20 protein-coding genes are annotated in these 19,456 nt (G+C 66.5%); 5 read left to right on the top strand and 15 right to left on the bottom strand.

Annotation, left to right across the window (positions count from 1 at the left end):
* Positions 1-10: 10 nt before the first annotated feature.
* The 9 genes from AXYL_RS24150 to AXYL_RS24110 form a co-directional block, all read right to left on the bottom strand.
* Entirely contained in the window at positions 11-1,099 is a 1,089-nt protein-coding gene (locus AXYL_RS24150; RefSeq protein ID WP_013395493.1) for a LacI family DNA-binding transcriptional regulator, read from the bottom strand.
* A gap of 25 nt (positions 1,100-1,124) precedes the next feature.
* Positions 1,125-2,159, bottom strand: coding sequence for a succinylglutamate desuccinylase/aspartoacylase family protein (locus AXYL_RS24145; protein WP_013395492.1), 1,035 nt, complete (start codon positions 2,157-2,159; stop codon positions 1,125-1,127).
* A gap of 66 nt (positions 2,160-2,225) precedes the next feature.
* A complete protein-coding gene (locus tag AXYL_RS24140) occupies positions 2,226-2,573 on the bottom strand; it encodes a RidA family protein (RefSeq protein ID WP_013395491.1) in 348 nt (115 codons plus the stop codon).
* A 23-nt stretch (positions 2,574-2,596) separates the two neighbouring features.
* Positions 2,597-3,382, bottom strand: a complete 786-nt coding sequence (locus tag AXYL_RS24135) for a transporter substrate-binding domain-containing protein (protein ID WP_013395490.1) — start codon at positions 3,380-3,382, stop codon at positions 2,597-2,599.
* A gap of 24 nt (positions 3,383-3,406) precedes the next feature.
* The gene (locus AXYL_RS24130) at positions 3,407-4,147 is read right to left on the bottom strand and encodes an amino acid ABC transporter ATP-binding protein (RefSeq protein ID WP_013395489.1); all 741 of its coding nucleotides are present in this window, start codon (positions 4,145-4,147) and stop codon (positions 3,407-3,409) included.
* Positions 4,134-4,784 carry an amino acid ABC transporter permease gene (locus tag AXYL_RS24125; protein WP_013395488.1) on the bottom strand — a complete coding sequence of 217 codons (651 nt, stop codon included), beginning with the start codon at positions 4,782-4,784 and terminating at the stop codon, positions 4,134-4,136. Before AXYL_RS24125 ends, AXYL_RS24130 begins: the two co-directional genes overlap by 14 nt.
* A gap of 11 nt (positions 4,785-4,795) precedes the next feature.
* Positions 4,796-5,464 carry an amino acid ABC transporter permease gene (locus AXYL_RS24120; protein ID WP_013395487.1) on the bottom strand — a complete coding sequence of 223 codons (669 nt, stop codon included), beginning with the start codon at positions 5,462-5,464 and terminating at the stop codon, positions 4,796-4,798.
* A 3-nt stretch (positions 5,465-5,467) separates the two neighbouring features.
* Positions 5,468-6,769: an alanine racemase gene (locus AXYL_RS24115; RefSeq protein ID WP_013395486.1), complete on the bottom strand. Its 1,302-nt coding sequence runs from the start codon at positions 6,767-6,769 to the stop codon at positions 5,468-5,470.
* A 118-nt stretch (positions 6,770-6,887) separates the two neighbouring features.
* On the bottom strand, positions 6,888-7,850 hold the full coding sequence (locus AXYL_RS24110; protein ID WP_013395485.1) for an AraC family transcriptional regulator: 963 nt from the start codon (positions 7,848-7,850) through the stop codon (positions 6,888-6,890).
* Positions 7,851-8,169: 319 nt separating this feature from the next.
* Between AXYL_RS24110 and AXYL_RS24105 the strand changes: the two genes are divergently transcribed.
* Positions 8,170-9,216 (top strand): aldo/keto reductase, encoded by a 1,047-nt coding sequence (locus AXYL_RS24105; protein WP_013395484.1) that lies wholly within the window; start codon positions 8,170-8,172, stop codon positions 9,214-9,216.
* 48 nt (positions 9,217-9,264) lie between these two features.
* The gene (locus AXYL_RS24100) at positions 9,265-9,924 is read left to right on the top strand and encodes a thiopurine S-methyltransferase (RefSeq protein WP_013395483.1); all 660 of its coding nucleotides are present in this window, start codon (positions 9,265-9,267) and stop codon (positions 9,922-9,924) included.
* A gap of 47 nt (positions 9,925-9,971) precedes the next feature.
* On the opposite strand, the gene AXYL_RS24095 is transcribed toward AXYL_RS24100, so the two are convergent.
* The 6 genes from AXYL_RS24095 to AXYL_RS24070 all read right to left on the bottom strand — a co-directional run bounded on the left by AXYL_RS24095 (position 9,972) and on the right by AXYL_RS24070 (position 16,435).
* Positions 9,972-10,739 carry an SDR family oxidoreductase gene (locus AXYL_RS24095; protein ID WP_013395482.1) on the bottom strand — a complete coding sequence of 256 codons (768 nt, stop codon included), beginning with the start codon at positions 10,737-10,739 and terminating at the stop codon, positions 9,972-9,974.
* A complete protein-coding gene (locus AXYL_RS24090; RefSeq protein ID WP_013395481.1) occupies positions 10,736-11,731 on the bottom strand; it encodes an NAD(P)H-quinone oxidoreductase in 996 nt (331 codons plus the stop codon). The genes AXYL_RS24095 and AXYL_RS24090 overlap by 4 nt, the downstream gene beginning before the upstream one ends.
* Before the next feature lie 18 nt (positions 11,732-11,749).
* A complete protein-coding gene (locus AXYL_RS24085) occupies positions 11,750-12,454 on the bottom strand; it encodes an ABC transporter ATP-binding protein (protein ID WP_013395480.1) in 705 nt (234 codons plus the stop codon).
* Entirely contained in the window at positions 12,447-14,228 is a 1,782-nt protein-coding gene (locus AXYL_RS24080; protein ID WP_013395479.1) for an ABC transporter permease subunit, read from the bottom strand. The genes AXYL_RS24085 and AXYL_RS24080 overlap by 8 nt, the downstream gene beginning before the upstream one ends.
* A gap of 22 nt (positions 14,229-14,250) precedes the next feature.
* The gene (locus AXYL_RS24075) at positions 14,251-15,117 is read right to left on the bottom strand and encodes a branched-chain amino acid ABC transporter permease (protein ID WP_013395478.1); all 867 of its coding nucleotides are present in this window, start codon (positions 15,115-15,117) and stop codon (positions 14,251-14,253) included.
* 118 nt (positions 15,118-15,235) lie between these two features.
* The gene (locus AXYL_RS24070) at positions 15,236-16,435 is read right to left on the bottom strand and encodes an ABC transporter substrate-binding protein (RefSeq protein WP_013395477.1); all 1,200 of its coding nucleotides are present in this window, start codon (positions 16,433-16,435) and stop codon (positions 15,236-15,238) included.
* Positions 16,436-16,761: 326 nt separating this feature from the next.
* On the opposite strand from AXYL_RS24070, the gene AXYL_RS24065 reads away from it, so the two are divergent.
* Genes AXYL_RS24065 through AXYL_RS24055 form a run of 3 tightly spaced genes read left to right on the top strand, consistent with a single transcriptional unit; the run spans position 16,762 to position 19,428 of the window.
* Positions 16,762-17,544, top strand: a complete 783-nt coding sequence (locus tag AXYL_RS24065) for an SDR family oxidoreductase (RefSeq protein WP_013395476.1) — start codon at positions 16,762-16,764, stop codon at positions 17,542-17,544.
* Positions 17,544-18,500: a 3-hydroxyacyl-CoA dehydrogenase gene (locus AXYL_RS24060; protein WP_013395475.1), complete on the top strand. Its 957-nt coding sequence runs from the start codon at positions 17,544-17,546 to the stop codon at positions 18,498-18,500. Before AXYL_RS24065 ends, AXYL_RS24060 begins: the two co-directional genes overlap by 1 nt.
* Positions 18,493-19,428 carry a 3-keto-5-aminohexanoate cleavage protein gene (locus tag AXYL_RS24055; protein WP_013395474.1) on the top strand — a complete coding sequence of 312 codons (936 nt, stop codon included), beginning with the start codon at positions 18,493-18,495 and terminating at the stop codon, positions 19,426-19,428. The genes AXYL_RS24060 and AXYL_RS24055 overlap by 8 nt, the downstream gene beginning before the upstream one ends.
* The last annotated feature ends 28 nt before the right edge of the window (positions 19,429-19,456 follow it).

Below are 19,456 nucleotides of genomic sequence, written 5' to 3'. Positions count from 1 at the left end.
GCCCGCGAGCCTAGGCGCTGGCGCGCTGGTTGAGCGTCAGCGGAAACACTTCCTGGCGCGCGGCGGGCGCGCCGCCATTCAGGCGCTGCAATAGCAGTTCGCCGGCGCGCGCGCCGAGCTTGCGGCTGTCCACGCCTATGGTGGTCAGGCCCGGTTCGATTTCGCTGGCGATGTCGGTATCGCCGAAGCCCAGGATGGCGACGTCGCGCGGAATGGCGAGCTGACGGTCGCGCGCCTCGAACAAGGCGCCCACCGCCAGCAGGTCATTGGCGCAGAACACGGCGTCGAAGGCCTGGCCCATGGCGAGCAGGCGGGTGAAGGCCGCGCGTCCGTCGGCGATGGTCTGCGCGTTGTCCACGGCCAGTTCGGCCACCACTTGCAGGCCTAGCTCGGTGGCGGCGGCGTTGAAGCCCTGGCGGCGCAAGTCGCCGCGGCCGCCCTGGCGGGCGACGAAGGCAACGCGCCGGTAGCCGCGCGCGGCCAGATGGCGCGCGGCCATGACCCCGCCGTCATAGTTGGAAAAGCCCACCAGCATGTCGATGGGATCGCGCGGATAGGCCCAGGTCTCCATGATGGGGATGCCCAGCTCGCGCAGCGACTGGCGGTTTTCCTCGAGTTCGATGACGCCGGTGAACAGCACCGCCGCGGGCCGCAGGGCGCGCAGCGACGCAATCATGCTGGTTTCCTTGGCGTAGGAATACGAGGTCTGTCCCACCATGAGCTGGTAGCCCTGCGGCTCCAGCACTTCGGCGCAGCCCTGCACGGCCAGCGCGAACTGCTGGCTGAGGATGTTGGAGACGAAGGCCGCCACCACGCTGGACTGCCCGGAGCGCAGGGCCCGCGCATGCGGGTTGGAGGCATAGCCGGTCTGCGCCACTACCTGCAGGATGCGGTCGCGCTTTTCCTGCGCCACTTTCTCGGGCTGGCGCAAGGCCCGCGATACGGTGATGGGCGACACCCCCGCCAGCCTGGCCACCTCCTCGATGCGCGGCGGTTTGGCGGGGACGGCGGCGCGCGCGGGCGCGGCTGCGCCCTCGGGACGCACGCGCAGCACGTCGTCATAGGTGGGGGCGGAAGGAGGCGCGGGCCGGTGGCTCATGCGATTTCTTTTGATTGTTCCGGGGTCAGGCGGCAGCCGTCAGGATATCAGTCTGGCCGACCGGACGCGCAACCTGGATCAGGCTGTCGCCGGATTCGCAGTCGGTATGCAAGCGCCGGGAAATGACGATGCCCGACTGGCGGAAGCGCAGGATTTCCTCTTCCGCATCCAGCTGGTTGAGGTCATGGTAGTAGCCCGCGACATCGCCTGCGCGGACCGTGGCGCCGATGTCGACCGCCGGCTCGAACCAGCCGCGGCGGGTGGCGAAGATGTTCTGCTCGTGGCTGTCCAGTTCGAGCAGCTGCATGGCGGGCGCGCCGGGCGCGTGCGGGCCGAGCAGCGGCGCGTCGGTCACGCCCAGCTTCTGCAGCAGATTGTCGATGGCGCGCTGGGTGGCGGCCAGCGTGGCCGGGGTCAGCGTGCCGCCGCCGCCGAATTCGCCGCTGATGCCGATGGCGCCCGCGCGCGCGGCTGCCGCCATGGAGGTAGGCGCATCGCGGCCGTTGGCGGCGACGAAGGCGTGGCCCATGCCCAGCGAACCCATCAGGTCCAGCGCGCGCGTCATGCGCTCGGGCGAGTCCTGGCGCTCGATCAGGGCGGTGGGCAGGTGCGCCATCGAGGTGCCGCCGGAATGGATGTCGAACACCACGTCGTGGCGCGGGAACAGTTCATGTTCCAGGAAGTGCGCCAGGCGTTCGGTCGGCGTGCCGCCGGGCACGCCGGGGAAGGCGCGGTTGAGATTGCCGTTGTCCAGCGGCGAGCGCCGCCGCGCCGCCATGACGGCGGGCAGGTTGGCCAGCGGCAGGATCGTGACCTCGCCACGCATGCGGGCGGGTTCCAGGCGGCGGATCAGGCGGCCCAGGGCGACCTCGCCTTCGTACTCGTCGCCGTGGTTGCCGGCCATGAGCAGCACGCGCGGGCCGCTGCCGTTGCGGATGCGGCAGATGGGAGTCTTGATCTGGTAGTAGGGCGAACGGTCGACCGAATAGGGGGTGCCCAGGAAGCTGAGCGCCTTGCCGTCGGCGTCGAAATCTATCTCGTGAAACAGGCCGGTATGCATGGGGAGATACAACGGCGCCGCGCAAGGCGGCGCGAAAAAGGGATCGGAAGGCCTAGGCAACGCGCCTTAGCGCAGCGCGGCGACCGCGGTCATCTCGACCCGCAGGTCGGGGTCGGCCAGGCGCGCTTCGACGCAGGCGCGGGCCGGCGGGTTGGCGGGGTCGATCCAGGCGTCGTAGACGCGGTTCATGGCGTCGAAGTCGCCGATGGCGGGCAGGAATACGTCCACCGCCAGCAGGCGGGATTTGTCGCTGCCGGCCTCGGCCAGCAGCGCCTCGATCTTGGCCAGCACTTCGCGGGTCTGCGATTCGAGCGAACCCTGGCGGTTGTCGGCGACCTGGCCGGCGATGAACACGAAGCCGTTGTACGAGACGGCCTGGCTCATGCGCGAGCCGGATTTGTAGCGTTTGATCATGCGAGTCCTTTTGATTCGGCCGATTACATCTGCGGCAGGGTCTGGGCTTCCTTGAACCACTTCTGCTGCAGGGCCGGCAGCTTGCCGTTCAGGCGGTTGGTGAAGAGGAAGGTGTTGATCCAGTTCAGCAGGTTCTGCTGGCCCTGCTGCACGGCGGCGTGGGCCGGCGACTGGCGGATCAGGAACTTGAGCTGGGGTGCGCGGGCGGGATTGTCTTCGGTCACCTTGAGCGCGATGGCGCTGTTCTCGGCGAACGACTCCGACTGGCCGGCCAGATAGGCGGCCACCGCCGACGGCGTGTCCTCGAAGCGCACCAGCTTGGCGCCGGGCGCGTTGTCGGTCAGCCAGATGTCCAGCGTGGAGCCCTTGGCGACCGCGATGCTGTGGCCCTTGAGTTCGTCGACGCTCTTGGCCTGCGGCATAGCGTCGCCGCCATAGACGCCCAGGTTCACCGCGGCGTAGGGCTGCGAGAACATGACCTGCTGGGCGCGCTCCGGGGTGGCGCCGGCGGCTGCGATCAGCACGTCGACCTTGCCGGCCAGCAGGCTGGGGATGCGGCTGGCGCCGGTGACCTGCACCAGCTCCAGCTTCACGCCCATGTCGGCGGCCATCAGTTTGGCCAGGTCGATGTCCAGGCCGGCGGCCTCGCCCTTGGCGTCCTTGAAACCCCAGGGCGCGGCATCCATCAGCACGCCCACGCGCAGCTTGCCCGCGCCCAGCACGTCCTGCAGTTTGTCGGCGGCCGAGGCGGGCGCGGCCAGGGAGAGACAGAGGGCCGCGGCGGCGGCCAGCTTGGCGTACAGTTTCATGCGATGACTCCAGGGGCGGGTGCTTCAGTGAGTGGAAGGCGCGGCCGTGCCGATGAACTGGCGCAGCTCGGGGGTTTGGGGGTTGGCGAAGAGTTCGGCGGGCGGGCCTTGTTCCCAGACGCGGCCCTGGTGCATGAACACCACCTTGGACGCGACATTGCGGGCGAAGGCCATTTCGTGCGTCACCAGCACCATGGTCATGCCCTGGCGCGCCATGTCTTCCATGACCTTCAGCACCTCGCCCACCAGCTCCGGGTCCAGCGCCGAGGTGACTTCGTCGAACAGCATCAACTGCGGCGCCATGGCCAGGCAGCGGGCGATCGCCACGCGCTGCTGCTGGCCGCCCGACAGCAGGGCCGGATAGGCGTCGATCTTTTCGGCCAGGCCGACGCGACGCAGCACGTCCAGCGCCAGCGCGCGGCCCTGCGACTTGGCGATCTTGCCGTTGAGCGTGGGCGCCAGCGTGATGTTGCGTTCCACGTTCAGGTGCGGGAACAGATTGAACTGCTGGAACACGATGCCCACGCGTTGGCGGAACTGGCGCAGTCCGGGCATGCCGGCATGGATCTGTTCGCCGCCGATGCGGATGTCGCCGTCGTCCACCGTTTCCAGCGCGTTCAGGCAGCGCAGCAGGGTCGACTTGCCCGAACCAGAGCGGCCGATGATGGTGACGATCTCGCCTTCGTTGACCTCGAGCGAGACGCCGTTGAGCACCGCGTTGGCGCCGAAGCGTTTGTGGATATTGGAGACTTCAACGAGCGCCATGGAAGCGGCCCTCCAGGTTACGGGCCCACATCGTCAGGGGCAGGCACGCCGCGAAGTACAGCAACGCGACGCAGGAATAGACCAGCAGGGGCTGGAAGGTGGCGGCGCTGGCGATCTGCCCGGCGCGCGCCAGTTCGACGAAGCCCACCACCGAGGCCAGCGAAGTGCCCTTGATGAGCTGGACCAGGAAACCCACCGTGGGCGGCAGCGACAGGCGGAAGGCCTGCGGCGCGATCACGTGGCGGAACTGGTGCCATTTGGACAGGCCCAGGCAGGCGGCCGCTTCCCACTGCTCGTGCTTCACGGCCTGGATGCCGCCGTACCAGATCTGGCCCAGGAAGGCCGCGGTGTAGATGATGAAGGCGACGCTGACGGCGGTCAGCGCGGGCACTTCGATGCCCAGGAACACCGGCATGCCGAAGTAGAAGAACATCAGCAGGCCCAATAGCGGCACGCCCTGGACCAGCTGCTGCAGGGCCGCGGCCAGCCAGCGCAACGGCGCCGAACGGTGGCCGCGCAACAGCGCCAGCCCCAGGCCCAGCGGCGCGCCGATGGCCAGCGCGATCAGCACCAGGGCCACGGTCCATTGCAGCGCGCTGATGAGGGACGCGAAATCGCTCAGGGTAAACGTACGCATGCTTGCAGCTCCTAGCGGCGCACGGGCCAAGTGAACGTCAGGCGGCCGGCCAGGGCCAGCAGGGCCTTGGTGATCAGTACCAGCGTGAAATAGATGCCGCAGATCACGGCATAGACCTCGAAGCTGCGGTAGGTGCGGCTTTCGATGAAGCTGCCGGCATGGAACAGGTCTTCGGCCGACACCTGCGAGGCCAGCGAGGTGCCCAGCAGCAGGATGACCAGCTGCGTGCCCAGGGCCGGATAGACGTTGCGCAGGGCGGGCGCCAGCACGATGTGGCGGTACACCTGCCAGGTGCTCAGGCCCAGGCAGTGACCGGCCTCGATCTGGCTGCGCGGAATGGAGTCCAGGCCGGCCCGCAGGATCTCGATGGCATAGGCGCCGAAGTACAGGCTGAGCGCCAGCGCCGCGGCCACGAAGGGCGGCATGCGCAGGCCCAGTCCCGGCAGGACGAAGAACACCACGAACAACTGGATCAGCGACGGCGTGTTGCGGAACACCTCGACATAGGCGCGCAGCGCCAGCTTGACCGGCTTGGGGCCGTGGCGCGTCAACACGGCGCCGGCCAGTCCGATGGCCAGTCCGGCGACCACGGCGATGATGGTCAGCTCCAGCGTCACCTGGATGCCGTCCCAGAGCTGTTCGCGGTAGCGCCAGACCTGTTGGAAGTTCAGCTGTTGCATGGCTTACCCGAAGAACGTGCGATACGCCGACTGCACGCGGCCGTCGGCGTCCAGGCCGAAGAAGACGCGCCAGCGGTCCAGACAGGTGCAGGGGTGGGAAATGCCGAACTCGATCACATCGCCCGGCGCCAGCTCGCTGTCCGGCGCGATGGCCAGGAAGGCGTGCTGGTCGTTGAGCCGCGTGACGCGGGCCTGCGCATCCCAGCCGGGCAGGGCCGCGCCGCCGCGGAAGGCCGCCAGCGGCGCAGGCAGGTCCTGGTCGTAGGACACGTCGCGCATGCCGAAGCCGCAGATCGCCAGGCCCGGCTCCGGGCGCGACAGGACTTCGCCCCACAGGCGCAGGGCCGGCCGGAAATCGGTGGCGGCGCTGCGCGCCTGGCCGTCGACCTGGAAGCCCGCGCGGGCGTCCATGGCTTGCAGCGCGCGCTGATAGGTGCCGTGGTCATGGAAGAAGATGGCGCCGCTGCGCAGCACCAGCTGGGCATTTCCGTCCTCGGCGAGCCAGCTTTTGGCCGCTTGGGTGACATGGTCGAAGAAGGCCGAGCCGCCTGCCGTGAATACCAGCGGCGCTTGTGGCGCCAGGGCGCGCACGTGTTGGAACACCCGGGCGGCGCGCGCCATCAGTGCGGCGATGTTCTGCGCGGTGAGCGCAACGTCAGACGAGGCGACGGCGCCTTCATAGGTGGCCACGCCCGCCAGCGCCAGTTTGTCGCCCTGTTCGCCGATCGCGTCCAGGATGGCCGCGACCGCGGCATCGTCGCGTGCGCCCGCGCGGCCGCCGCCGACTTCCACCAGCACCTCCACCGGCCGGCCGGCTTCAGCCGCCGCGGCGGCCAGCGACCGCACCGTGGCGGCGGAATCCGCGAAGGCCAGCAGGCGCGCATCGGGGTAGGCCGCCAGCAGCTTGCCCAGGCGGGCGCCGCTGGCCGCGCCGCCGATCTCGTTGCCCAGCATCAGGCGGGAGACGCCGGCGCGCAGCAGCACCGCGGCTTGCTGCAGGTTGGCGACGGTGGCGCCCCAGGCGCCGGCATCCAGCAACCGCTGCACGATCTGCGGCGACATCGGCGTCTTGGCATGCGGCGCCAGCGCCGCGCCGTGGCTGCGGGCGTACTGGAAGATCTGTTCGACGTTGTGGGCGAAGGCCGCCTCGTCCAGCGTCAGGACGGGCAGGGCCATGTTGCCGCTGCTGGGCTGCCAGCCGCGGGCCGCCACGGCGCGCAGCGCAACCGCTGGCTCGCCCGGAGGAATGCCCCGGTAGGTGTCGTCCAGTGGAGTATCGAGCAGGGTTTCCAGGAAGGGATTCATGCGGCCGCCGAAGAAGGATTCAGGGATATGACAACGTTATCATTTGATGGCGGCAGTCTAATGGTAACGTTGTCAAATTAGGATTAGGGCAATCCCTAGGAAAGCGAAAACCGGCGTTTCAAGCCGGCGCCAGCGCGGTTTCGTCCTTCCAGCGCTGCTTGTCGCGCAAGGGCGGCGAGCCGAACAGGCGGCTGTATTCGCGGCTGAACTGCGAAGAGCTTTCATAGCCCACGGCATGGGCCGCCAGCGCCACGCCGGCGTCATCGGTCAGCATCAGCCGCCGCGCTTCCTGCAGGCGCAGGTGCTTCTGGTATTGCAGCGGGCTCATGGCGGTGGCCTGCTTGAAATGATGGTGCAGCGACGACACGCTCATGTGCACGTCGCGCGCGATCTCTTCCACGCGCAGGGGCTGCGCATAGTTGTCGCGCAGGATGCGGATGGCCTTGGCTACGCGGTTGAGTTGGCTGTCTTGCAGCACCGATTGGCGCAGCACCGTGCCCTGGCCGTTCATCAGCAGGCGGTACAGCAGTTCGCGCTTGACCAGGGGCGCCAGGATGGGGATGTCGCGCGGCGTGTCCAGCAGGCGCAGCAGGCGCAGTACCGCGTCCAGCAAAACGCTGCCCAGCGGATTGACGCAAAGCGCGCGTCCGGCCTCGGCAGGCGGCTGGGCGGGCAGGTTTTCGTCGCTGATCAGCGCGGTGATTTCCTCCACGTTCAGGTCCAGCCGCAAGCCCAGGTAGGGCAGGGTCGGGCTGGCGACGGAGACCTTGGCCACGACCGGCAGTTCCACCGAGGAAATCAGATAGTGGAAGGGATCGTACTCGTAGGCCTCGTCGCCGATGAGCAGGCGCTTGGACCCTTGCGCGATGACCGCGAACGCTGCCTTTTGCAGGCCGGGCTTGGCGCCGGTGGGCTGCGAAAGGCGGTGCAGGAACAGGCCCTCGATGGGCGTGTCCAGCGAGCCCTCCAGATCGCCGGTCATGCGTTCCAGCGTGCAGAGCAGCTCGCGCCGCGCCGGCTCGTAGGCGGCGTCCAGCGTCGGGCCGGCGCGGTGGTCGGTAATGGCGGTTGTCATGGTCATGGGGGCTCCCGTGGCGCACCGCGCCGGGAAGGCGGGCGGCGGAGGAAAATCGGAGAATCGGGCGGCTTTCAGTGTATGCCCAAGCGGGGCTGCTTCCAGGGCGCCGTCTCTTTCACGGAGAAATGGGCAGGAAATCCGGAGGAATGAGCGCACGCCGATTGGATGCCTGGCGTTGCCGGAGAATCAGGCAAAAAAAGGGCAGGATCAAGCAGCGCCTGCGGCCGGCGCCGGACGCATACTGCCTCCATCCCGGCAGACGGGCTGAGACTCTTCCATCCTGGAGTGCCGGCTCCCGTCGAGCCCTTGAAGGAGTGCAACCATGCGGTACAAGAAATTCGGCAGTACTGGCCTGTTCGTGTCGGAACTCTGTCTGGGCACCATGACCTTCGGCGGCGAAGGCGAGCTCTGGAGCAAGATCGGCAGCCTGCAGCAGGAAGACGCCAACCGGCTGGTGGGCCGGGCGCTGGATGCCGGCGTCAACTTCATCGACACGGCCGACGTGTATTCCGAGGGCCGTTCCGAAGTCATCACCGGCCAGGCGCTACGCGACCTGAAAGTGGCGCGCGAGGACGTCGTCATCGCGACCAAGGTGTTCGGCCAGACGGGGGCCGGCGTCAATGCGCGCGGCAACTCGCGCTCGCACATCATGGACGGCGTCAAGAAGAGCCTGTCGCGCCTGCAGCTGGACCATATCGACCTCTACCAGATCCACGGCTTCGATCCCGCCACGCCGGTGGAGGAAACGGTCAGGGCGCTGGACAATCTGGTGCAGCACGGCCACGTGCGCTACGTCGGCGTGTCCAACTGGGCTGCCTGGCAGATCATGAAGGCGCTGGGCATCGCCGAACGCCTGGGCCTGGCGCGCTTCGAGTCGCTGCAGGCCTACTACACGATCGCCGGCCGCGACCTGGAGCGCGAGATCGTGCCCATGCTGCAAAGCGAAGGCGTCGGGCTGATGGTGTGGAGTCCGCTGGCGGGCGGCCTGCTCAGCGGCAAGTACAGCCGCGACGGCCAGGCTGAGGCCGGCAGCCGCCGCGCCGCCTTCGACTTCCCGCCGGTGAACCAGGATCGCGCCTACAACAGCATCGACGTCCTGCGTCGCATTGCCGGCGCGCGCGGCGTGTCCGTGGCGCAAGTGGCCCTGGCCTGGCTGCTGCACCAGCAGGCCGTGACCAGCGTCATCATCGGCGCCAAGCGTGTGGAGCAGCTGGACGACAATCTGGCGGTGACTGCCATCCGGCTGACGGCCGACGAACTGGCCGAACTGGATCAGGTCAGCGCCTTGCCGCCGGAGTATCCGGGCTGGATGCACGTGCGCCAGGGCGAGTACCGGCGCAAGCAGCTGAGCGATTCCGGCGCGGCATAAGCCAGCACTACAATGCCTCGCAACGACTACACAGGAGGCAGAGCAGGCATGGACGCGGAATTCTGGCTTGAGCGCTGGCGCGAAGGGCGCACGCATTTTCATCAATCGCGGGTGACCCCGCTGCTGCAGAAGTACTGGCCTACGCTGGGCGTGCCCAAGGACGGCCGCGTACTGGTGCCGCTTTGCGGCAAGTCGCTGGACATGGTGTGGATCGCGGCGCAGGGGCATTCCGTGCTGGGCGTCGAGCTGTCGCAGCTCGCAGTGGAGCAGTTCTTCGAAGAGAACGAACTCAAGCCGCTGACGCACGTGTCCGTCTATGGCAAGCATTACGTGGCGGGCAGCATCGAGATTATCTGCGGCGATATCTTCAAGCTGGACGCGCAGCTGCTGTCGCATTGCGTCGGCGCCTATGACCGCGCCGCGCTGGTGGCGTTGCCCGAAGCCATGCGCGCGGACTACGTGCGCCACGTCTACGGCAATCTGTCGCCCGCCTGCCAGGGCCTGCTGATCACGCTGGACTATCCTCAAGAGGAAATGTCGGGGCCGCCGTTCTCGGTGGTGGACAGCGAAGTGCAGGCGATCTTTGCAGGCGTGTCGCCGGCCAGGATCATCGACCGCCGCGACATCCTGGAAAAGGAACCCAAGTTCCTGGCCGCCGGCGTGAGCCGGCTGGACACGGTGGTCTACCACCTGGGCACGCAGGAATGAAGGAGACGCCCGCCTGAGTTTTCAGGCGGGCGCTTTTCATCACGACATCAAGTCATCAGCCAGCCGCCGGCTACGTCCAGCACCTGACCGGTGACGAAGCGGGCCTGGTCCGACGCGAAGAACAGGCAGGCATCCGCCACTTCCTCCGGCGTGCCCAGGCGGCGCAGCGCGGTCACCTGAGCCACGGCGTCATTGATTTCCTTGGGTACGGATTTCAGCAGAGGCGTGCTGATGCGTCCGGGCGCCAGCGCATTGACCGTGACCTCGTGTTCGCCCAGTTCGGCGGCCCAGTGGCGCGTCAGGCCGATCAGGCCGGCCTTGGTGGCCGCATAGTGCGCCGCCACGATGTCGCAGTAAGCCCGGCCGGCTACCGAAGACATGTTGATCACGCGCCCTTGGCGCTCGCGCACCATGTGCGGCGTGGCCAGGTGCGTCATGTAGAACACGCTGTTCAGGTTGACGGCGACCACGTTCTCCCATTCCCGCGGCGGCATCTCCCAGACCTTCAGCGCGCGCCCGTCCGTCTTGGGCGAAATGCCGACGTTGTTGACCAGAATGGTGGCGGCGCCCAGCTCGCGGCTGATGCGCTCATAGGCCGCCTGGCATTCCTCGAAACGCGCCACGTCGGCGTGCACGAAGCACACTTCATGGCCGCGCTTGCGCAGTTCCTTCTCGTAGGCCTGGCCGCCCTGCGAATTGAAGTCGATCAGCCCCACGCGGCCGCCCTCGGCCAGGAAGCCCTCGACGATGGCCGAGCCTATGCCGCCGACGGCGCCGGTGACGATGGCGACCTGATCCTGGAAGCGCCCGCTCATGCGCCCACCTTCAGCATGATCTTGCCGATGTGCTTGCTGCTTTCCATCAGCGCGTGCGCCTGGGCCGCTTCGGCCAACGGGAACACCTGGTGGATGCGCGGCAGGCATTGCCCTTGCTCCATCAGCGGCAGCACCTTATCCGCCAGCGCTTGGGCGATCGCGCCCTTGTCTTCGTCGGAGCGGGGGCGCAGGGTGGATCCGGTGAACTGCAGCCGCTTGATCATGATGGGCATGGCATCGATCTCGGCCTTGCTGCCCTCCAGGAAGGCGATCTGCACCAGCCGGCCGTTGACCGCCAGCAGCCGCAGGTTCTTGTTGATGTAGGCGCCGCCCACCATGTCCAGGATCACGTCCACCCCCGGACCGCCGCTGCCCTGGCGTACCTCGGCCTCGAAGTCGGCCTCGCGGTACAGCACGGCGTGATGCGCGCCGGCGGCCAGGCAGGCCTCGGCCTTTTCCTGGTTGCCCACGGTGGTCCAGACCTCGGCGCCGAAGGCGCGGGCCAGCTGGATCGCGGTCAGGCCGATGCCGCTGGATCCGCCGTGCACCAAGAAGCGCTCGCCGGCCGCCAGGCGGGCGCGGTCGAACACATTGGTCCACACCGTGAAGTAGTTTTCGGGGATGGCGGCGGCCGTCAGCAGGTCCAGGCCGCGCGGCACCGGCAGGCAATGGCGCTCGTCAGCCAGGCAGTACTGGGCATAGCCTCCGCCCGGCGTCAGCGCGCAGACCTGGTCGCCAACCTTCCAGAGGCTGGCCTCGGGGCCGGTGGCGATGACGGTGCCGGATACCTCCAGCCCCAGATGGGGCGAGGCGCCCGGCGGCGGCGGGTAGGAGCCGGAGCGTTGCAGCACGTCGGGGCGATTGACCCCGGCGTAGGCGACCTCGATCAGCACCTGCCGACCGGCGGGCGCTTCCATGTCGCGTTCGGCCAGGCGCATGCAATCGGGCGCGCCGCCCTGGCCGTGGTCGATGTATGTGCAGCGTAAAGACATAAAAGAGAATCCTTGGTATCAGTGGCCCAGATAGGCCTTCTTCACATGCGGGTCGCTCAGCAGTTCCGCGCCGGTGCCGGTGCGCACGATGGCGCCGTTCTCCAGCACGTAGCCGCGGTCCGCCAGCCGCAGCGTGCGGAACACGTTCTGCTCCACCAGCAGCACGGTCACGCCGTGGGCGGTGACGCCGCGGATGATGTCGAACATCTGCTGCACCAGCAGCGGCGACAGGCCCAGCGAGGGCTCGTCGAACACCAGCAGCTTGGGATCGGCCATCATGCCGCGCGCGATCGCCACCATCTGCTGTTCGCCGCCGGAGAGCGATCCGGCGTATTGGTTCAGTCGTTCCTTCACCCGCGGAAAAATGCCCAGCACTTCGTCCAGCTTGCGCTGCACGATGGGGCGGGCGGCGCGCTTGTATGAACCCATCAGCAGGTTGTCGCGCACCGTGAAGTGCGGGAACAGCTGGCGGCCTTCGGGAATCATGGTGATGCCGGCGTCCACGATGTCGTAGGGCTTGCGGTTGGTCAGGTCCACGCCTTCGAATTCGACCTTGCCTTCCATCGCGCCGATGACGCCGCAAAGCGTCTTCAAGGTGGTGGTCTTGCCCGCGCCGTTGGCGCCGATCAGCGTGACGATCTCGCCGGCTTGGACCTCGAAGTTCAGGCCGTTCAGGACCTGGCTCTTGCCGTAGCCCGAGGACAGATTCGAAACCTTAAGCATCCTGGTACTCCTTGCCCAAATAGGCTTCGATGACGGCCGGATTCTCGACCACGTCCTTGGGCGCGCCGCTGACCAGCACCGCGCCTTCGTTCAGCACGATGATGCGGTCGGACAGCGCCATGGTGGCCTGCATCATGTGTTCGATCAGCAGTACCGACACGCCCGAATCGCGGATGCGCCGGATCATCTGGATCGACTTCTCGATGTCGGTCGGATTCAGGCCCGCCATCACCTCGTCCAGCAGCAGGATGCGCGGCTTGATCGCCAACGCGCGGGCGACCTCCAGGCGCTTCATGCCGCCCACGGTCAGGTTGCGCGCCTCGATGTCCAGGGACTTCACCAGGTCGGTCTGCTCGGCCACCTTCATGGCGATCTGCTCGGCCTCATCGCGGTTCGAGGTCCGGATGAAGGCGCCCAGCATGATGTTCTCGAGTACGGTCAGGCCGGTGAAGGGCTTGGCGATCTGGAAGGTGCGGCCCAGTCCCTGGTGCGCGAACTCGTCGGGCGTCTTGCAGGTGACCCACTTGCCGTGCGCGTCCAGCATGCTGATGCCGCCCTTGTCTGGCGACAGGAAGCCCGACAGCAGGTTGAACACCGTGGTCTTGCCCGCGCCGTTCGGGCCTATCATGCCCAGGATCTCGTTCTGGTTCAGCGTCAGCGACACGTCGTTGGTGGCGCGCAGGCCGCCGAAGCTCTTGAACAGTTTTTCGGCTTTCAGCACCGGCTGATCGGTGCGTTCGGCGCTGCGCAGGCGCAGTTCATCGGCCAGCTTGAGCTTGGCGCGCGGCGTGCCCAGATAGGGCAGGCGCGACAGCCAGCGCTCGATGGTCGGACCGAAGGCGCCGGCCAGGCCGCGCGGAATGGTCAGCACTACCGCCACCAGGATCAGGCCGTAGATCAGTCCGTGCATGCCGTTGCCCACGCTGCTGAGCCAGCCGCGCGCCAGTTCGGCGATGGGCAGCACGAGGAAGGTGCCGGCGATGGGGCCGGCCACCGTGCCCAGGCCGCCGATCAGGGCGAACATGGCTACCTGAATCGACAATTCCAGCGAAAACGCCGAACTGGGATCGACGAAGGTCAGGTAGGTGATGTGGAAGGTGCCGATGATGCTGGTCAGCATGGCGGACACGACCGCGGCGATGATCTTCATGCGCACGGTATGGATGCCCACCGCCAGCGCAGCGTCCTCGCGTTCGCGGATCGCGATCAGGTAGTGGCCGATGCGCGATTTGCGGATGTACCAGGATGCCCAGGTCACCAGCAGGAACAGGCCGAAGGCGATGATCACGTAATTGACCTTCTCGCGGAACACGATCCAGGTCCAGCCTATGTTCAACGGCAGGCTGATGCCGCTGGAGCCGCCGGTCCAGCTTTCTTCGTGGATGACCAGGAGGCGCACCACTTCCAGGATGGCGATGGTGGCCAGCGCGAAGAACGGGCCTCGCAGCCGCAGGGTGGGGTAGCTGATCAGGATGGCCACCGCGCCCGAGATGACCGCGCCCGCCAGCATGCCGAACCACGGTGAAATGCCGAAGTTCTGCGTCAGCAGCGTGGCGGTATAGCCGCCGATGCCGTAGAACACGGCGTGGCCCAGGGACAGTTGGCCGGCGTAGCCGCCGACGATGTTCCAGGCCACCGACAGGGCCGAGAACACGAACAGCAGCACGAACAGATTGGTCCAGAAAGGCGTGCCCATGACCACGGGCACCAGGAACATCGAGATCAGCAGGATCAGGCTGACGTAGGTCTTGGGGTGTCGAATATCGGGAAACACATCTCGCTCCTTGTTGCTCTGATCACTCTGTGCCGACGCCGAACAGGCCGTTCGGACGCAGCACCAGGATCAAGAGGAAGATCCCGAAATACACGACCTCTTTCAGGTCGGGGGCGATGTAGAAGCCGGCCAGCGTGTCGACGATGCCGATGATCATGGAGCCGGCCACGGCGCCGTACAGGCTGCCCAGGCCGCCCAGGACGACGATCACGAACGCCGTCAGCACGAAGTACGTACCCACGGTGGGAAACACCGGATACTGCGGCGCCAGCAGGCCGGCGGCGATGCCGACGAAGGCCGTGCCCAGGCCGAAGGCGATGGCGTAGACGTTGTTGACGTTCACGCCCATCAGGGTGGCGGCGTAGCGGTGTTGCGCCACCGCCCGCAGCGCGCGGCCCAGATAGGTGCGGTGCATGAACAGGTGTAGCAGCACCGCCAGGCTCAGGCCGATCACGAAGGTAATCAGCTGTCCGGTCACCATCGAATAGGGGCCGATGTCGATGGCGTTGGTGCCCAGTTCCACCGGCGCGCGGTAGACGTTGGCGCCGAAGATCACCAGGGCCAGGTTCAGGAGAATGGTGGATACGCCCACCGTGGCGAAGATCTGGATGTGCTGGTCGGCGTTGAGCAGCGGCTGGATGATGCCCTTCTGCGTCAGCGCGCCCAGCGCGAACAGGATGACTGCCACCGGCACCAGGCCGGCATAGGGATGCACGCCGAATTGCGCCGCGATCAGATAGACCATGTACATGCCTATCATCAGGAATTCGCCATGCGCGAAGTTCACCACGCGCACCACGCCGAAGATCAGCGTCAGCCCCAGGCTGATGATGGTATACGCGCCGCCCAGCAACAGGCCGTTGATGACCAGTTGAATGAATAGTTCCATGTTGCAACCTCTTAGAGCGGGTAGCGGCCCTGGTTCGGCCGAGCTGTCGGCCGAACCAGGGCGCGCGGACCCCGGGATACGTCAGGCGCCCCCGAGCGCCTGAGCACTGGCGTGGCGCTTATTTCTTGAAGACCGGCTTGCCGAGTGCGAGGTTGCTGGGCGCGATGGTGACGAGCTTGCCGTCCTGCCACTGCATCACGTAGAACGTGGATGCATTGTTCTGGCCGTCTTCGCCGAAGTCGAAGGCCCAGCCGTTGGCGGTCTGGCCGGCCGGCTTCTTGTAGGCCAGGACCGCCGCGCGGATCTTGTCCTTATCCGTGGACTTGGCGTTGCCGATGGCTTCGAAGAAGGCCTTGGCGCCGACATAGTTGGTCAGGCTGTGGCCGGACTGCGGATCGCTCTTGTAGGTGGCCTTGTAGGCTTCCAGGAACTTGTCCAGGCCGGGCGCGCCCGCCGGATTGATGGACGACTGGGGGAAGTCCAGGTCGAACACGCCGTTCATGTCGGCGCCCACGGCCTTGGCCGTGTCGGCCAGCGAATAGCCGCCGCCCGCGCCGATCACGACCTTGGGCTTGAAGCCCGCGGCGCGCGCCTGGCTGAAGAACAGGATGGCGTCGTTCTGGTAGGCCGTCTGCAACACCACGTCGACCTTGGCGCCCTTCAGGCGCAGGATGAGCGAGGACAGGTCCACAGTCTTGGCCGAATACGGCAGCACTTCCGCCACCGTATAGCCCAGCTCCTGCGCGCGCTTCTTCTCGGTGGCGGCCACGTCGGTGCCGTAGGGGCCGTCCTCGTGGATGATGCCGATCTTGATGTCCTTGGGGTTCAGCCCCATGCCCGGCGCGATGGTGTCGTGCAGCGCATTGACCACCGACACGCCATACAGCGCGGTGTTGGGGTTGCTGCGGAACAGGTACTTGTAGCCGCGCGTGGTGATCTTGTGCGCGGTGGCGCCCAGCTCGAAGTAGGGCACGCCGGCCAGCTCGGTGACGGGCGAGGCCGCGTAGGAAATGCCCGAAGCGTAGCTGCCGAACACGCCGACCACGTTGGAGGAAATCAGGCGCTTGGTTTCCGACACGGCCTGGGTCGGGTCGACGGCGTCGGCCTTGATGATTTCGATCTTTTCGCCGTTGACCCCGCCGGCGGCGTTGATCTCATTGACGGCCAGTTCCAGGCCGCGATAGCTCTCTTGTCCCAGGAGCGCGAGCGCGCCGCTGAACGGGAAGAGGGCGCCTACCTTCATGTCGGCCGCTGCGGTGCCGCTTGCCAGCGCGCCGCACACGCCCAGCGCCAAAGCAATTTTGTTGAACTTGAACACTGTCTACGCTCCTTTGTCGGTATGGGATGCGGACTTTCTTGTTTGGTCCGTTTTTTTGAATATATGATATATCTGCCGGCCGGGTAGCAAACCCCGCCTTGGATTCTAGTGGGGGCCGTAACCGGCCGAATCGGGGAATTCCCTAAAGCCGCATGAATAAAGACTTAGCGGGCTGATCCAGCGCAAATACGGGTTTTCATCCTGCTTTGGGATGACTCTTTTTGGCTGAGGCAACGGTTGCCAAAAACATCAGGCCACAGTTGTTTTTTTCATATATCGTATATCATCAATTGCCTGCTTTTCATAAGAATCTAGGAGACAGAGGCATGTTCGAGGAAGTGGATTTCGCCGGGAAAAGGGTGCTTATCACCGCCGGCGCGGACGGGCTGGGCCTGGAAATGGCGAAGGTGTTCCGCCATGCCGGCGCCTCCGTATTCGTATGCGACGTGAACCAGGAGCGCCTGGCCGCGCTGCCGGCCGAATTGCCTGGCGTGCATGCGGCCCTGGCCGACGTTTCGGACGAAGACAGCGTCAGCGCGCTGTTCAACCAGGTCCGCGCCCAGTTGGGCGGCCTGGACATCCTGGTCAACAACGCGGGCGTGGCCGGTCCCACCGGCTATGTCGAAACCCTGTCCAAGGCCGACTGGGACCGCACGCTGGCCGTGAACATCACCGGACAGTTCCTGTGCGCGCGCCAGGCCATCCCCTTGCTCAAGGAATCCAAGGCCGGCGTCATGATCAACCTGTCGTCCGCGGCCGGGCATCTGGGTTTTGCCGGACGTTCGGTCTATTCGGCATCGAAGTGGGCGGTGATAGGCTTCACCAAGTCCCTGGCCATCGAGCTGGGGCCGCATGGCATCCGCGTCAACGCGATCCTGCCGGGCGCGGTCGAAGGGCCGCGCATCCGCGCCGTCATCGCGGCCAAGGCGGATACGCTGGGCCGGCCGGTGGAGGAGATCGCCGCACAGTACGAGAACCAGGCGGCCCTGGGCCGCATGGTCACCGCTCGCGATATCGCCAACATGGTGCTGTTCAACGCCAGCGAGGCCGCCCGCAGCGTCTCGGGGCAGGCCATCGTGGTGGACGGTTTCACGCAGAAGCTTTACTGATGGGCGCCGCGTCCAATGCGCACTGCGCCGCCATCGTCGGCACCGGATTGATAGGCCAGGGCTGGGCTATCGTGTTTGCCCGCATGGGTTGGGAAGTGCGCCTGTACGACGTCAACGCCGCCATGCTGGCCGAGGCGCGAGGCCTGATCCTGCAGCAGCTGCGGGAACTTGAAACCCAGGGTTTGCTCAAGGACGCCGAGGCCATCGGTGGCCGCGTCCATGTGGCAAACAGCCTGGCGGATGCCTTGAAGGGCGCCCGCTACATCCAGGAAAACTCGCCGGAAAACGTCGAGATCAAGCGGGCGTTGTTCACGCAACTGGACGCCGCGGCCGAACCCGACGCCATCATCGGCAGTTCCACATCCAGCATTCCCGCCAGCGAATTCACCGGACACCTGCCCGGACGGCACCGTTGCCTGGTGGCGCATCCCGTGAATCCGCCCTACCTGATCCCGGTGGTGGAACTGTGTCCCGCGCCCTGGACCAGCCCCGAGGCCGTGGCTGCTGCCCGCGCCATCATGACGGGCATCGGCCAGAAGCCCGTGCTGGTGCGCCGCGAAATCGAAGGCTTCATTCTCAACCGCCTGCAGGGCGCGTTGCTGCACGAGGCGTTCCGCCTGGCCAGCGCCGGCATCGCCAGCGCCGAGGATATCGACACCACGGTGAAGGACGGCCTGGGCCTGCGCTGGTCGTTCATGGGGCCGTTCGAAACCATAGACCTCAACGCGCCCGGCGGCATTGCCGACTATTGCGCACGCTACGGCGGGCTGTACCAGTCCATCGGCGGGACCCAGGGCGAACCCGTCGCCTGGGACGGCGCGCTGGTCGATGCCTTGTCGGACGAGCGCCGCGGTTTGCTGCCGCGGGAAGATCTTGCCAAGCGCCGCTTCTGGCGCGACGAAAAACTGATGCGCCTCATGCGCCACAAACAGGACAACGGAGACAACAATGGCTAAGCCCAAGCAGAAAGTCATCATCACTTGCGCCGTGACGGGCGCCATCCACACCCCCAGCATGTCGCCGCACCTGCCGGTCACGGCCGACGAGATCGCGGAAGCGGCCATCGGCGCGGCCAAGGCCGGCGCGGCGGTGCTGCACCTGCATGCGCGCGATCCGCAGACCGGCAAGCCTTCGCAGGATCCGGCCTTGTTCAAGCCCTTCCTGGAACGGATCAAGCGGGAAACGGATGCCATCATCAACATCACCACCGGCGGCAGCCCGCATATGACGGTGGAAGAGCGCATGCGTCCGGCCACCACCTTCAAGCCGGAGCTGGCGTCGCTGAACATGGGGTCCATGAACTTCGGCCTGTACCCGATGCTGGGCCGCTTCAAGGAATTCAAGCACGACTGGGAGCGCGAGCATCTGGAGAACAGCCGCTCGCTGGTGTTCCGCAATACCTACCAGGACATCGAGTCCATCCTGGCGCTGGGCAACGCCAACGGCACCCGTTTCGAGTTCGAGTGCTACGACATCAGCCATCTGTACAACCTGGCGCATTTCGTCGACCGCGGCCTGGTCAAGTCGCCGCCCTTCATCCAGTCGGTGTTCGGCATCCTGGGCGGCATCGGCCCGCACCCCGAAGACCTGATGCACATGAAGCGCACGGCCGACCGGCTGTTCGGCAACGACTATGAATGGTCGATCCTGGGCGCTGGCCGCGGCCAGATCCCGCTGGCGACCATCGGCGCCGCCATGGGGTCGAACGTGCGGGTGGGGCTGGAGGATTCGTTGTGGATCGGGCCGGGCGAAATGGCGCAGTCCAATCAGGTCCAGGTGGAGCGCATCCGCACCATCCTGGAAGCATTGAACCTGGAAATCGCCACGCCCGAAGAAGCGCGCGCCAAGCTGGATCTGAAGGGCAAGGACAACGTCGCGTTCTGATGCGGTGGGGCGCCGGCGGGGCCGGCGC

Origin of the sequence: Achromobacter xylosoxidans A8 (assembly GCF_000165835.1) — a bacterium.
In the GTDB taxonomy this organism is placed as follows: Bacteria; Pseudomonadota; Gammaproteobacteria; order Burkholderiales; family Burkholderiaceae_B; genus Achromobacter; species Achromobacter xylosoxidans_B.
The sequence above is the reverse complement of the archived record's forward strand: the minus strand, read 5'-3'. Positions and strand labels throughout refer to the sequence as shown.